This window comes from Paenibacillus hemerocallicola (assembly GCF_006265175.1).
Classification (GTDB): domain Bacteria; phylum Bacillota; class Bacilli; order Paenibacillales; family NBRC-103111; genus Paenibacillus_AB; species Paenibacillus_AB hemerocallicola.
The window spans coordinates 23,587-37,657 of record NZ_VDCQ01000053.1; the positions used below are offsets into that span (position 1 = coordinate 23,587).

The following is a 14,071-nucleotide window of genomic DNA, read 5'->3' on the forward strand; positions in this document are numbered from 1 at the left end:
GCACTCCCCTTTCCATAGGCTACGGCGACGCGGCCGCATCGGACGTTCTCTCCCGTTCGGCCATTTCCCGGTACTGCCCCGGCGTAATGCCTTCGATTTTTTTGAAAACCCGGCCGAAGCCGATATGGTTCGCATACCCGACCTTGCGGGAAATGTCGCCGATCGTAAGCCGGGTTCCCGCGAGCATCGTCTTCGCTTGGGCGATCCGGTATTCCGCGATGTAATCGGAGATGTTGCCGCCGCCGTACTTCTTGAAAAACGCGGAGCAATATTGCGGCGTAATGCCGAGATAGTCGGCGATCAACGTCAGGCTCAAATTCCCGTTTCCGTACTGCTCCCCGATAAATTTCACGATGCCGGCATACAGCCGCTCCCCCTGGTCGGTACGCGCTCCTTTGGCCGAGGCGCATATTTCGCGAAGCGTCCCCTTCAGCCGCTCGAGCATCTGTTCCGCCGTAGAGCAGTCGACGAAATAAGCGATCGGATCGCCGAAGCCTTCGGGGGGCGTTTGCCCCCCATCCGACGCATGCACCGCTCTGAGCAGCGAGCCCAATATGTCAAAAAACAGAAACCGGCCCATCTCGGGCGAAAGTCGGCCGTCAGTCAAATTGTCGTCGACGATTTGGCCAAGCAGACTCTCCGCCTTGTCGTAATCTCCGGTTTTGGCGTAATTGATCAGTTGAACTTCCAGTTCAGGCGGATACCGGTAAATCGACCGGCTCCCCGATGCCGGGTCCGCGTGGTACAAAATGTCGTTCGTACCCTGAAGCATGCGGCGGTCCAAAGCAAGCAAAGCGTCGGTATAGCATCTCCATATATGTTCCGGCTTGTCCCGGGTCGGGCTGACCGAGATCGCGACGCTCATGCGGAACCTTTCCTCCACTGCCCGCTTCAGCTCGACGATCCACGCGTCATCGCTTCCGTCCTCGGCCCCGAACTCCAATACCGCGATCCGATTCCGCTCCAATTCCACGACGAAGCCGTTGCCCTGCAAAAGCTCGCCGCTCAGATTGGCGACGATGAACCGGAGCAGCGCCCATTCGCGCTCCGTCTCGGTTATCATGAATTTGCTGCCGTCTTCAATATCGATGAGCACGACTCTGTACGTCCGGTAATCCAGCTTTACCTGCATAAATTCCAACGACTCCCGATCCAGCACCGATACGTCGACGTTCCCTTTGATTAATCGGGACAGGAAATTGGCCCGGATGATCGGCGCCTGCATCTCGATCGTTTGCTTAAGCGCGCGCTCCTCGTCGAACGAGCGGATCAAGGCGCTGCGGATGTAATCGTACTCGTTCATCGAGTCCGCGCCGGAGCCGCTCTTGCGTCCCGTAATGACACGGATCATGTCCCGCACCGGCTTGTAATTGCGGTAAGCCAGCATGCAGGAAACGGCAAGACCGGCTGCCGCGCCGAAGCAGAACAACTGCAGAAACAACGTTTTGACTTGTCGGATCGGACTCATGACGATATGTTTCGGCACGACCGACACGTATTTCCACCCGTTCTCTCCCGTCGTAAACGATACCATCATGCTCGTTCCCTCGTGCTCGAGCATGAACGAATCGCGGCCAGTCGACAGTCGGGTCCGAATATCCGCCGCCAGCTCTCTGCGTTCCGGCGTCGAGACGATCACCTTCCCGTCTTGATCGAGAACGTAGTTCAAGCTGTTGCCGTTCCATTCGACCCGCTTCAGCAGTTCGATAACTTGTTGCTCGTCGACAAGAAACACGACGGAGCCTTTCGGATTCGCCGTCTCGTCCAGCGGCAGAGACTGCACATAAGCGAGCATCGTCTTCGTCGAACCGTTGTCGATCACTTCGACAGCGGGCAGAAACGATTTATAGTTGCGCTCGGCCAGCAGCATCCTAAGCTCTCCCGATTGACCGAACTGCTGGATGCGCTTGAAATACAAATCATGTCCGGTTTGCGCCGTCGGCGTAACAACCATGTCCCGCTCTCTGAACGAAATGAAAGCGGAGTTGAAGAAATCGCTTACATTCAGTAGACCGCTCAAGCTTTTCATTAAACTGATCGATCGCATCTGGACGGTCCCGTAATCGCTCTCCGCATTGTGCAGCAGCCATTGCACATCCGTATTCATGGCAAGCTGCAGCATCATCCGGTCCAATTCCCGCAGTCGGCCGTCCACCGTTTGCTGTACCTGCTCGAGCATCCCGAAGTTGGCCCGATTGACGTTGCGGGTCAAGGCGTTCTCCATAATCCGGTATCCGATCCAGCCTGCGGTAAGCGGTATAACGAGCAGCAGGCAGTAGGAGATCAGAATGGTGACGAATACGCTTTTTCGACGCAGCATGATGTGGGAATCCCTCCGAACGTTGGTTGCCTCGCTTCACCTTATTACTATAACAGCTCGGCGGAGGGCTAGAAAGCTTCTGCCTAAAATCGGATACCGCACCTTAAAACTAGTTGCTGCCCGAACGGAAAAACGTATACCGGAATTCGGAACATACGCTTTATAAGGACAGACCGGCTTTCTATGATGGTATTGAAGTCCAATCCAACGCAGGAACGAAAGGAAGGGGAACGGCGTTGAACATGAAAATGGCCAAACCGATTTCGCTCGTATTGGCAGGCTGCATTCTCGCAGCGGGATTTGCCGGATTGACCGCTTATGCCGATAAGGGCAAGAAGGAGAAGGAGTCGTCCGTGTCCGTCTCGACCTACGGCAATACGGCTTACAAGGAGGTGACGTTATACGGAGCTTCGCCGTCCAATACGCCCGCGCAGAACAAGCAGGCGCTGCAGGATGCGATCGCGGCGATCGACGCCGAGGGCGGGGGCGTGCTCGTCGTACCGTACAACATCGAGTACGGCTACAAGCGGAACACGGTATCGACCCATCCCGATTTTTCCGCGACTTCCACCGACATTTTGGTTATCGACTATTCGAAAGGCTCGACGTATGCGACGAGCACGAATCCATTGTCCCGCGACGGCATGCAGGTCCGCTACTTCTCAGGCACGGGGGGCAACGAGTCGGACGGCCAGCATGACGGCAATACGACATGGCTTATGGGCAACCACCATCCGGCTCTAGCGCTCATGCACAATAACGCGACTTCCAACAACCGGCAGGCGACGGTCTTTTTCGGCAACCGCGGCAAGGTGAACTGGGGGATCGGGCAAGGCACGAATTCGATTGCCGGAGGCACCGACGACCAGCTCAGCCATTTCAAAATCGTCGGCAATAACATAAACGGCGGAACCGGACTGACCACGATGTTTACGATATTGAAGACGAACGGATACTTCGGCTTCAACAACAACGCGCCGACGAAGGAATTCACGTTCGCCGGCCGGCAGGCGGACACCGAGTTTCTGATCCAGCAGACGAAGGCCGGGGGAGACGTATACCTCATCCTGAGAACGAAAACGAACGAAAGGAAATTCAAGCTGGAGGACGACAACGGAGATCTCGTCATTACGAGGTCCAATTCAGCCGCGGATGCGGTCCGGTTATCGGCAACCGGAACCGGCTCGTTCGCGAACGGCGTCGCCGGCGGAGCTTTCGCGTCGACCGGTCGACCCGATCCATCGACGCTTCCGGTCGGCACGATGATATTCGATACGACGCTCGGCAAGCCGCTGTGGTCGCATGACGGCCATTGGAAAGACGCGAACGGTACCGCCCAATAGGCAGGAGGCATCCTTACAATGATCGAGACGGCAAGACAGACAGACTATCATTTGGTGGAAATAAGGCTCCGGCCCGGCCGCCCTTACACGGCTTGCCGGATTCAATGCAGCAAGGACGGAAGCTCGTGGAAACCGGCCTCCCTATACGCCGATTTGGACCCGGAATCGGTCCTGAACGGGAATACGTTTCTATGGAACGACGGACAGACGATCGGTACTGTACGGCTCGACGGCAACACCGACCGGAGCCTTTTCTGGAATCCCTACATCCAGTTCGGCGAATATGAAGGCTTCGTCAAGCTCAAGGCGTCGTTCATTACGACGGAGGACAGCTATGAAGAGGAATGCGGACTGCACATCGGCCGGAAGGGCGTCGTGTTCGTGGCGGATTGGAAACGGCGGGCGGAGAACCGGCCCGACGGAGAACCGATCCCGGAGCAGCGCAGATGGGATGTAGTCCCGGCGATGCCTGGCTCGGCCTTATGCTTGAAGAAAAAAGACAAGGACGGCGAACCGCCGCTCCCGCTGCAAATTCCGCTGCCCGCGGAAGGCTTGTACGACATTTATTTCGGCATCGCCAAAGGGGGGCTGCGCTGTCTCGTCAAGATCGGCGACGAGCCTTACTCCCGCTTCGAGGGCAACGGTTCCCGCTATACGGCCGGCCCCGAAGGAAAATATAACGTAGAGCTGTACTGGGCGAGACGCCGCTTGAGAGACGGAGATTGCCTGGAAATCGCCGCGACGCACCGGACGCCAGGCGGCCATCACGATTTCGGCTATCTTTCCTATGTGAAGCTCGTGCCTTGCCGGGAGCCCGACGCGGTGCCGGTCCATTCATCGGCCGCCCAATATGGCAGACGGCAAATCGATGATTTGATTTTATACTACGAACCGCTGAGCTATGCGGTCATCGGCGGCATACATGACGCAGATACGATGAACCGGCATATGCTGGAGGAATTTCTTCGAGTGCGGCCGCGCGAGATCGCTTGCCAAACGGCCCGCATCGGCTCGAAGGTGCTGCACCGCAGCGAATTTTTGGAGAGCTATGACATGGCCGCGAAAGCCGACGACAATACGGTCAACGACGATTTCGTCAAGCTGGCGCAAAATTGCGATATTTTGCGGGAGACGCTGCAATATGCGCGCGGACGGGATGTCCGCATCACCTCCTGCATCGGCATGAACCGGCCTTATTTGTGGAATCCGACGTTTTCGGAGAAATTTACGAGAGAGCATCCGGAGCTGATCCGGGGCAGCGATTTCGACTACGCCTCACCGGAAGTACGGGAATACGCCCTGCGCCTCATCGGGGAATTGATCGACAGCTACGATCTGGACGGGATCGTGCTCGACTATATGCGCCACTGTCTCCACCAAACGCCGGAAACGCTTATCGAAGTAATAGGGAGCACAAAGCGAATGCTGGATCGAAAAGATCGTGTGGACGGGAAGAAGCGGGAGCTGAAGATACGCTTTCCGGCCAACCAGTGGCACTATTATAAAGGGATGGAGGCGTGCGTGCTCGAGGGTTTCGTCGACGGGCTGATTCCGTCCAACCTGAACACGACCTTTCCGCTGCCTTCCGTCGAGCCTTACATCCGTCTATGCCGCGGCACGGGAATCAAGGTGTACGGATGCATCGACGGCTGGACCGCCTTCCTGTCGTCTGATCCCCGTATCGGGGCGATGACGATGCACCATACCCCGAAACAGCTGGCCGAAGCGATCGATGCTTATACGGCCCGGGGCGTAGACGGCATTTTCGTCTATCAGGCCGACCAGTTTACGGCCAATCCTTATTTGAGCCCTATGCTCGGAGCCGTTCCGTAAAAAAAACTACGACGCCTGATCCGCATACAGCCCGGAGGCTTTTTTGATCGGCATGACATGACGTTGCCCGTAAATAGAGGAACTGTATTCCGTTATTATCCCCAATTCCGTTGCCCATTTGAAGATAACGGAACAGGCTTCCGCTATATCGAGCTTTCGGGGTGAAAATGATCGTGAACTACTGAATAAAGGAACGATTCTCCGTTATTTTGAAATCGACACGAGTACTCGGGTCAATAGCGTACTCCAGTTCCGGTATTTGTTGGATCTGCGTTCCCGCAAGGCGCCGACATAGGAAGCCCGCCTTTACCGATCATGCGGTACACGCACTCCTGTACGCGAATTACACTGTAGAAAAAAACGTCAGGAACTGCACCCTGACGGTCCTATCGTGCGCAAGCCCGACCTTTAGCGCTCGCCCTTTCGACTCCCGGCATGTTCCCGGGTCTATGGAGGGAATGGATATTGGGCTCCAATACCCATTCCCTTTGAACTCCTACGGGCTGCCTTCGACTTCAACCCGCTTTAACCGGTCCTAGACCTAGACCGATACTCGTAGCCAGGCACACCCTTGTACCTTTCGGGGTATATCTCTCCCCCGCAATCCTCATAGGCAAACTGGCAAGAAAACCGTAATCCTTCTTATCGTTTAAAAAAATGGCTTCCCTGCAGGTACACCGCGGGGAAGCCATTTTTCGCCGATTTATTTGAACGTGGAAGTCTGTACCGCCTTGTCCGCCCGCTCCACGCCTTCGCGCAGCGCCGTGTTGGCATCCTTCGTCTTAATCGCGATGTCGATGAAAGCATTAAGCGCTTCCTTGGCGTACGTGCCCGTAAATGCGTTCCATTTGCTCGAATCGGCATGAACGGCCGGCAGCAGCGCCTTGACGTTTTTGCCCTGATAGCTCGGGTTCGATTTGCCGAACACGTCCAAATACTTGTTGTCCTTCAGCGCGGGGATAAACGTGCCTTCCTCCGCTTTCGCCTTCTGGTACTCGTCCGATACGAGGTAGTTGATCACCTTCAGCGCTTCTTCCTTATGCTTGCTCGTCTGCGAGATGTACATCGTAAACGGATACGCTTGCGGACCGACGCCGGGCTTTTCCTTGAATACGGGTGATTGTACGTAATCGTAATTTTTCAGCCCTTTGACCGCCGGATCGCCGGAGCCCGGCATATACATCGCCACGACTTGCTCCTCGTCCCACATTTTTTTCTGTTGGGCGGCTACGACCTGCGTAGCGTTCAAATCGTACAAATCGTAGAAGCGGGAGAAATTGCCGTAGAACGATTTCCAAGCGGCACTGTCGAACGCAGACTTCCCGGAATTCGGATCGAACAGGTTGAGGCTAGACTGATTGCGCAGAGCGGCATGATAGAACGAGACGAACATGCCGTAATAGGCTTTGCCCCCGTCGGTACGGGTCAGCTTCTTGGCCAGCTCATACGTATCGTCCCAAGTCATTCCGTCCTTCGGGTACGCCACCCCGAACTTGTCGAATATGTCTTTGTTGTACATCATCGCGGTATGGCTCATGGCGAACGGAATGCCGTGCAGCGTGCCGTTGCCGACTTCTTTGACGATCGATACCGCTCCGGGGTTCAGGCGCGACAGATCGAAGCCCAACGTTTTGACGAGCGGGGCTATGTCCGCCTCGAGCTTCTGGTTGTACATGCCCGCGCCGACCGTACCGGGAGAACCGACGATCAGATCGATCTGTTCGCCGGCGGCAATCATCTCGTCGGTCGTAAGCCCGCCCCGCGTTTTATGGAACGGCATGAATTTCAAAGTGACGTTCGGAAACTTCTGCATAATGTTGCTGCCGCTGAACGCTTCGGCGAAATTGTCCTTCGTCCAATTGCCGGTCGTATCGAACACGACCAGCGTTACCGGCTTGTCGATTTTGTCCAAGCCAGCCGCCGGCTCTGCGGTCCCTTTCTTGTCCCCGTTCGCCGAGCCGGCCTCTTCCTTCGTCCCCGTCGCCGCTCCTCCGCAGCCTGCCGTGACCGCGATCGCGGTGCCGAGCATGAGGGCAACCCATCTCTTCTTCATCTTGCTTCCTCCCCTTGATACGCTGATATGGTGATTCGTCATCAGCATAGCAGGTGCGGGGAAGCCGCCATATGTCCGGGTTTTCGGATGCAGCAACTACATTATTGCTTCCGGGTTATCCGAAATAAAGATCAAGAAACCCATTTTAAGATGGTTGCACCGGAAGGCGGATTCGGAACGCCGCCCCCTGGTCCGGCTCGCTCTCGACGTCGATCGTCCCGCCATGCAGCTCGACCAGCTCCTTGACGATCGCAAGCCCGAGTCCGGTGCCCTTCTGATTTTTCGCCCGCCCTCGATCGGCTTTGAAAAATCGTTCCCAGATCAATTCCCGGTCAGATTGGGATATGCCGATTCCGGTGTCGGTCACGACAAACTCGATGAAAGCGTCGTCCCGCCGGGCAGAAATGCGAACATGCCCCCGCTCTGTAAATTTGATCGCATTATTCACCACATTGCTTATAATTTGCTCCAGCCGATCCAGATCCGCGAATGCCGGGGGCAACCCTTCGGCGCATTCGACTCGGAACTCCAGCCGCTTGGACAGCGCAATAGCCTCGAATTTCAGCGCTATATTGCGCAAAAACGAACAGACGTCCACCGGATGCCGCGAAAGCGCGATTTCATCATTCTTAAGCTTATCCAGCATCGTAATATCGTCGAGCAGCCGATTCATGTGCAGCGTCTCCTGCACCATGATGTCGTAATACGATTGACGCCGGTCCTCGTCGATCAAGCCGTCCTGCAGCGCCTCCAAAAATCCTTGCATGGCCGTGAGCGGAGTCCGCAGCTCATGCGATACGTTGGCCAAAAAATCGTTTCGGATCTGCTCCGATTTGCTTCGCTCGCGCTCGGTCAGCTCCAGCTTGCCGGCCATCGAATTGATCGTCTGCGCCAAATCTCCGATTTCGTCGGCCGAGTCGATTTCAATCCGCTTCGTATAGTTGCCCAAGCCGATTTCCGAAGCGGCGCGGTCTATCGCCTGCAGAGGCCGGGAGATCGACCAAGATAAATAAGAAACCATCGCCGTGGAAATGAGGACGCCGATTAACGTTCCCCACAAAATCGTCTCGCGGATATTGCTGACCGTTTCATTAATGCCATTGACAGGAGCATGCAGTACGATTCCCCCGTAAATCCGATTGTCTTTGCCCCAAGGGACGGTAACCGACAGCATCGGCTGCGTCAGTCCTTCGAACGACAACTCGCTCACCGCCGTTTCGCCTCTCGCCACTTTTTTGGCGATGGACATCGCGACGGACTTTCCAATGAATACCTCGTCCTTCGTCGACGTCGCGATAATTTTGCCGTTGCTATCGAAAATCCATATTCTGGAATCGAACGTCTGATCGAAAAATACGAGCATCGACTCCACCGACGAGTCGATGCTTTGCGTCTCCTGGATGGCGAGATTCACTTTTTTCGCCTTGCGCAGCAGCTCTTCCTTTTTGCTGTCGTAAATATATCCTTTGGCAAAAAACGAGATCAGCAAGCCGACAACCCCGAGTCCGAGCAGCACCGTCAACAAATAACTGAACAGCAGTCGGCGGAATATGCTTTTGTTAATCGTTCTCAGCATCGCCCGTCACCGCCTCGAATTTGTATCCAACCCCCCAGATCGTCTGAATATATGGATGCTTCAAAATTGCAAGCTTTTCCCTCAGCTTCTTGATATGCACGTCCACCGTGCGAATATCGCCATAGAAATCGTAGCCCCACACCTGTTCGAGCAGCTGTTCCCGGGAATAGACCGTTCCCGGCGATTTGGCCAAATGCGCCAGCAAGTCGAATTCCTTCGGTCGGAAGACGCTTTTTTCCCCGTTTACGAGTACTTCCCGCCGTTCCAAATGGATCGACAGCTCCCCGAAATCGTATACCGTCCCGTTCTCCTCCTCCGGCACCGGTTTTCGCTGAATACGGCGGAAAATCGCTTTGATCCGCGACATCAGCTCCCTCGGACTGAACGGCTTGGTCACATAGTCGTCGGCTCCCAGCTCCAAGCCGAGCACCCGGTCGAATTCTTCGCCCTTGGCGGACAGCATGATGATCGGAATGTCGCGTTTCTTCAAAATTTCCCGGCATGCCGTAAATCCGTCCATAACCGGCATCATCACATCGAGTATGACGACATCCGGAGCTTCCCTCTCCACTAGCTCCACAGCTTCCGCGCCGTTCTGAGCTTCTATCAAATCGTACTGGTGGCTCTGGAAAAAGATTCGCAAAATTTCCCTAACGTTTGGATCATCATCGGCTACGAGCACTTTCAAACGGTTCATCGCTTTTGATCACCTCCCTACCATTGTATTAAAAAAGGAGACAAAATATAAGTTTTATAGATTTTTTCCATAAAAAACAGCGGCTCGATCGCTTGTATAAGCGATTCGAACCGCTGCCTATCGGAAATTATTATTTCGTAGAAGCGCCGCTGCTGCCGGTACTTCCGCCTGTCGTCGTATCAGATTTGCTTGACGCGTCCGAACCGGAAGGCGATTTGTCGGCGCCCGACGTGCCCGAGCCCGAAGTTCCCGTACTCGAGGAACCGGACGTTTTTCCGCTATCGGTAGATTTGTCGGCGGAAGTGCCGGATGAACCCGAAGAACCGGAAGATCCCGATGTTCCGGAAGACCCCGGAGTTCCGGATGTTCCGGAAGATCCTGTCGAGCCGCTGGAACCGGACCCGGTAGAACCGGAACTGCCTTTAGAAGAATCCGAACCGGTGCTGCCGCCGGTCGAGCCGCCTGATGTGCTTCCGCCCGTACTGCCGGAAGACGGCGTTTCCACTTTCTTGCCGCCCGAGTCGTTCTGCATCGTCGGTTCGGCCCCCCCTGAACACCCCGTCAACATCGCTGCACCGAAAACACCGATTAGAAGAGCCAAGGACCACTTTTTCCTCATCATACCATTTCCTCCCGAGACTTCGCATAAGCGAAGTTTGTTCGAAAGCATATGCTTTCGGAATACTGGCATGCCGAACGCCGAAGCGTCTGACAAGGTTCAGTATACAAGGGAAAGATGAGGAAACTATGATCGAATGAAGACGAATTGTTAGCAAAATGTTAAAAATTATGATCGGCGCCGTGAGGCACCGTTACCGCTTCCTGCGCGAAAGCTTCAGCAGCTTGTACAGCGCCGTTACAAATTCGCCCCGGGTTACCGAATGCCCGCTTCCATCCGCGAACCGGCCGCGATACTCGACTCCGAGCGAGCGGCAGGTTGCGTCCAACCAACGAACGGCCATCGCGCGGGACAATTCGGGCTTCTCGGCCCAGTACAACCGGTACGGCTGCTCTTTCGCCAGCTTTCTCGGACCGATATCCACTCCCGCAGGGGCGATCCGATCCGTCGCGGGCAGCGCCGGCAATCTGGCCCCGCCCGGCAGCGCTCTGGCCATGTTTAGCCACATCGAGGCGTCGGCGACGGTGCAGGCTGCGTCCGGATTCGCTTCATAACTGGTGAAAACCGACTTCGTCCCGAAATATTGCATGGCTTGGTGCGCTTCATGATCGGCTTTCACATCGCGGAAATACGTAATGATCTGACGCGCCTCGATCAATTCGTCTTGCAGACGGTCGACGCACAACTGTTGGACCGGTATCGCGGACGATTGGGACATATCCGCCGCAACTCCCGCCGCAAAGCCGAGCTGCATCCAGAACGGTTCCATGCGGATCGTGCCGAAGCCCATATGAGTAGCCGAGACGGCTACCGGAACGAGCAAATTGCTCACCGTTTCCGGCAAAATCACGCCAAACGGAATTTGATAAACCTCCGTCAGCGCACCGAACCCGAGGAAGCCTTCCAATGCGCGGTTTTGCCCGATTTCCTCCCGTTTGCGCGTCGCGTGGGAATCAATGGCGTAATCACCCGTGGCGATACTGTCGAAATGTATCGGCGACCGCTGCGTGCCGGGTGCGAGCCTCGCGTCGTTTTCCGTGAACACATACCGGCCTATGATTCGCCGCGCTTCCCTTACGTAAATTTGCGGAGGGAAGTGATCGGTTTCCGGAAATTCGTCCGCCGCAAAGCCCCAGCGGCTCGCCTCCAACCGAATCTTGTCCGGCAGCGCTTCGTCCTCTTGCAAAAACCAGAGCAGCCCCTGAATATATTCCTTGTGGCGCCGGGCGATCCGCTCCCGCACCTCGCGCTTGCCCTCCGGGTATTCGAGATTTTCGCCGGGCAGGTCGGTCGAGCATGAACAGTTGTGATGGTTGTTCGTATCGGTTTTGCCGTTCGGGATCCTCGACAGCTTGACGATTTCGCCGAAGGAGGACAGCCGGCCTGCCGCTATATCGTCCAACAGGCTCGTATAATCGCCGCGATTGTAGTTGTCGGGCTTGGCGAACGGCACGCGGTTGTCCGGATTATCGGTCATGCACAGCCGGAAATTGTATGCCTGCAGCAGATCGTCGCCTTCGCCGGTACTTCCCGGCAGCACTTCCTTGGTACGATACTCGCAATACAGCTTCCCGGCGAACTCCTCGTTCCATTCGTCCCGGGATTCGCGCCCGAGCCGGTAAGGGACGCCGGCCATGGCGGCCAAATCCCCTTCGTACATGGCATCGATAAACTGTTGCGCGCCGTAGACCGCTTTCGCTCCGGTCTGCACATCCTCGACTTCGATGCTTACGATTCTATCGTCATCCATCTGCACGGAGACGATCTCCCTAAGGCAAACTGCCTCGATACCGGGCTCGCTGCCGAGCAGCTTGTGCATCACCGTTCTCGCCACGGATGGCTCGAATCGCAATCCCCCGTTGCACTCCTTCGTCTGCTTCGAGTTCTCCCCATATACGGAAACGTAATGCTCGTAAACATGGGCGAGAAATTCGCCGAATATCGACCCCGATGTATCGACGGAGCGAATATCCGTCTCTCCGAGACCGCTTGTCATCAAACCGCCGATAAAAGCGGATGGCTCCACCATGAGTACGCGCTTCCCGCGCCTCGCCGCCGCGATGGCCGCTCCGATACCGGCGGGCGTTCCTCCGTATACGATCAAATCTGCCTGCTTATTCATAGTTGACACACCTTCCTAGTACAGAATGGTTTATCTCTTCTTTTCCGAAATGATCAAACCGGCCGGTAAACCGCTTTCCTCTCCGAACTCATCTTCTCTTTTATTTGGTCTGCGTTTTCATCTTCTCGGTTTGGATCGCTTTATTGATTTCCTCGTCGAAGTCACGCAAGATCGTGTTCGAATCGGCCTCGCTCGTGAACAGCTTGGAGAAATTGACGGCTACGTTCGTCAGATGCTCGGCCCGCGGTGGTATTGCCGGCGCATCCGGGTAGTAGTAAAGCGCTTTAACGTTTTTGCCCTTCCACTGCGGCAAGTCTTGGCCGAACGCTTTGCGTACCTCCGGATCGGCAAGGGGCGTACCGACCGCCTGCTTGGTCAGCTTCGTTTGGAATTCCGCGGATACGAGAAAGGCCATTACCTTGAAGGCTTCCTCCTTATGTTCCGACGTTGCGGAGAGGAACAAGGAGAGCGAGGCCGGCTTGAACCCCGTCTTCGGCTTTTGCGGCAATTCGGGCACCGAGACGAGGTCCCAGTCGAGCTCCGCACCCGCTTGGCTGATCGATCCCGAATCGAGAATCATTGCAACGGTGCCTTTGACGGAATCCGTGACGGGAACGAATTTATTGTTCGGAATTTCGCCGAACCTGCGCAAATTGTTAAACAACAGCTTCCATTCGTCCGTGTTCATCGCCGCCTTGTCTTCCTTGGCATTGAGCGGGTTCAGCGAAAGCTGGTTGTTGAGCAGAATGTTGTTGGGCAACGCCGTAAACCCGTTATAAGCCGCACCGGCGTCTGCCCGCGTCATCTTTTTCGCCAGCTCGTACGTTTCGTCCCAGGTCAGGCCGTCTTTCGGATAAGCCGCTCCGAACCGGTCGAACAAATTTTTGTTGTAGTAAAGCGCATACCGGTTCATCGTAAACGGAAGACCGTACAGCTTGCGCTCGCTGTTGGTCGAGTAGGCGTGGGCAAGCACATTCGGCTCGAAAGTTTCCGGCTTGAAGCCGTGAAGCTTGATCTGCTCCTGCAAGTCGACATGCAAGCCGAACTGCTTGATCGAGCTCACCGTGAAGGCGGTCGATTCGTAAATGATGTCCACCGGGGTTTGCCCGGTGACCCAGTCCGCGTATTCCATCCCTTTCTCTCTTTTGAACAAATTAAGCGTAATATGAGGATATTTCTGCTTAACGGCCTCGACGATGCCCGCTTTCTCGAAATCCAGCGCCCCCGGCTGCGCATTGTACAGCGTCAGTGTAACCGGCTTGGCCGGCTTCGCTTCCGCTGTCTCCTTCTGTGCTCCCGAGCCTCCGTCACCCCCTTTTCCGCAACCGCTTACAATTGCAGCCGATACCAGAAAGCATGCAGCGGCTTTTCCCCATTTTGCCGTCATACCAAGCCCCTCCTCTTTGCATGTATGATGCGAGGACATGGTGAATTTCATCTGTTACTCATTATAAGCGTCTTCCGGAACGCTTCCAGTTTCATTTTAGTTTAACGAAAAAAGCTTTTGG

At 55.5% G+C, this 14,071-nt stretch carries 9 protein-coding genes; 3 read left to right on the forward strand and 6 right to left on the reverse strand.

Features of this window, described 5'->3' with window-relative positions:
* Positions 1-19: 19 nt before the first annotated feature.
* The gene (locus FE784_RS28810; RefSeq protein WP_139605715.1) at positions 20-2,320 is read right to left on the reverse strand and encodes a helix-turn-helix domain-containing protein; all 2,301 of its coding nucleotides are present in this window, start codon (positions 2,318-2,320) and stop codon (positions 20-22) included.
* A gap of 236 nt (positions 2,321-2,556) precedes the next feature.
* Between FE784_RS28810 and FE784_RS28815 the strand changes: the two genes are divergently transcribed.
* Positions 2,557-3,663, forward strand: coding sequence for a hypothetical protein (locus FE784_RS28815; RefSeq protein WP_218103831.1), 1,107 nt, complete (start codon positions 2,557-2,559; stop codon positions 3,661-3,663).
* A gap of 18 nt (positions 3,664-3,681) precedes the next feature.
* Positions 3,682-5,496 carry a hypothetical protein gene (locus FE784_RS28820; protein ID WP_139605717.1) on the forward strand — a complete coding sequence of 605 codons (1,815 nt, stop codon included), beginning with the start codon at positions 3,682-3,684 and terminating at the stop codon, positions 5,494-5,496.
* A gap of 703 nt (positions 5,497-6,199) precedes the next feature.
* Here FE784_RS28820 and FE784_RS28825 read toward each other — a convergent pair.
* The 3 genes from FE784_RS28825 to FE784_RS28835 all read right to left on the reverse strand — a co-directional run bounded on the left by FE784_RS28825 (position 6,200) and on the right by FE784_RS28835 (position 9,822).
* Positions 6,200-7,549 (reverse strand): ABC transporter substrate-binding protein, encoded by a 1,350-nt coding sequence (locus FE784_RS28825; RefSeq protein ID WP_176706597.1) that lies wholly within the window; start codon positions 7,547-7,549, stop codon positions 6,200-6,202.
* 145 nt (positions 7,550-7,694) lie between these two features.
* Positions 7,695-9,125: a sensor histidine kinase gene (locus FE784_RS28830; RefSeq protein WP_139605719.1), complete on the reverse strand. Its 1,431-nt coding sequence runs from the start codon at positions 9,123-9,125 to the stop codon at positions 7,695-7,697.
* Positions 9,109-9,822: a response regulator transcription factor gene (locus FE784_RS28835; RefSeq protein ID WP_139605720.1), complete on the reverse strand. Its 714-nt coding sequence runs from the start codon at positions 9,820-9,822 to the stop codon at positions 9,109-9,111. The genes FE784_RS28830 and FE784_RS28835 overlap by 17 nt, the downstream gene beginning before the upstream one ends.
* Positions 9,823-9,914: 92 nt before the next feature.
* On the opposite strand from FE784_RS28835, the gene FE784_RS28840 reads away from it, so the two are divergent.
* Positions 9,915-10,562 carry a hypothetical protein gene (locus FE784_RS28840; protein ID WP_139605721.1) on the forward strand — a complete coding sequence of 216 codons (648 nt, stop codon included), beginning with the start codon at positions 9,915-9,917 and terminating at the stop codon, positions 10,560-10,562.
* 72 nt (positions 10,563-10,634) lie between these two features.
* On the opposite strand, the gene FE784_RS28845 is transcribed toward FE784_RS28840, so the two are convergent.
* Together FE784_RS28845 and FE784_RS28850 are read right to left on the reverse strand one after the other, a co-directional pair.
* Positions 10,635-12,563 carry an FAD-dependent oxidoreductase gene (locus FE784_RS28845; protein ID WP_139605722.1) on the reverse strand — a complete coding sequence of 643 codons (1,929 nt, stop codon included), beginning with the start codon at positions 12,561-12,563 and terminating at the stop codon, positions 10,635-10,637.
* Positions 12,564-12,663: 100 nt separating this feature from the next.
* On the reverse strand, positions 12,664-13,950 hold the full coding sequence (locus tag FE784_RS28850; protein ID WP_176706598.1) for an ABC transporter substrate-binding protein: 1,287 nt from the start codon (positions 13,948-13,950) through the stop codon (positions 12,664-12,666).
* Positions 13,951-14,071 lie beyond the last annotated feature (121 nt).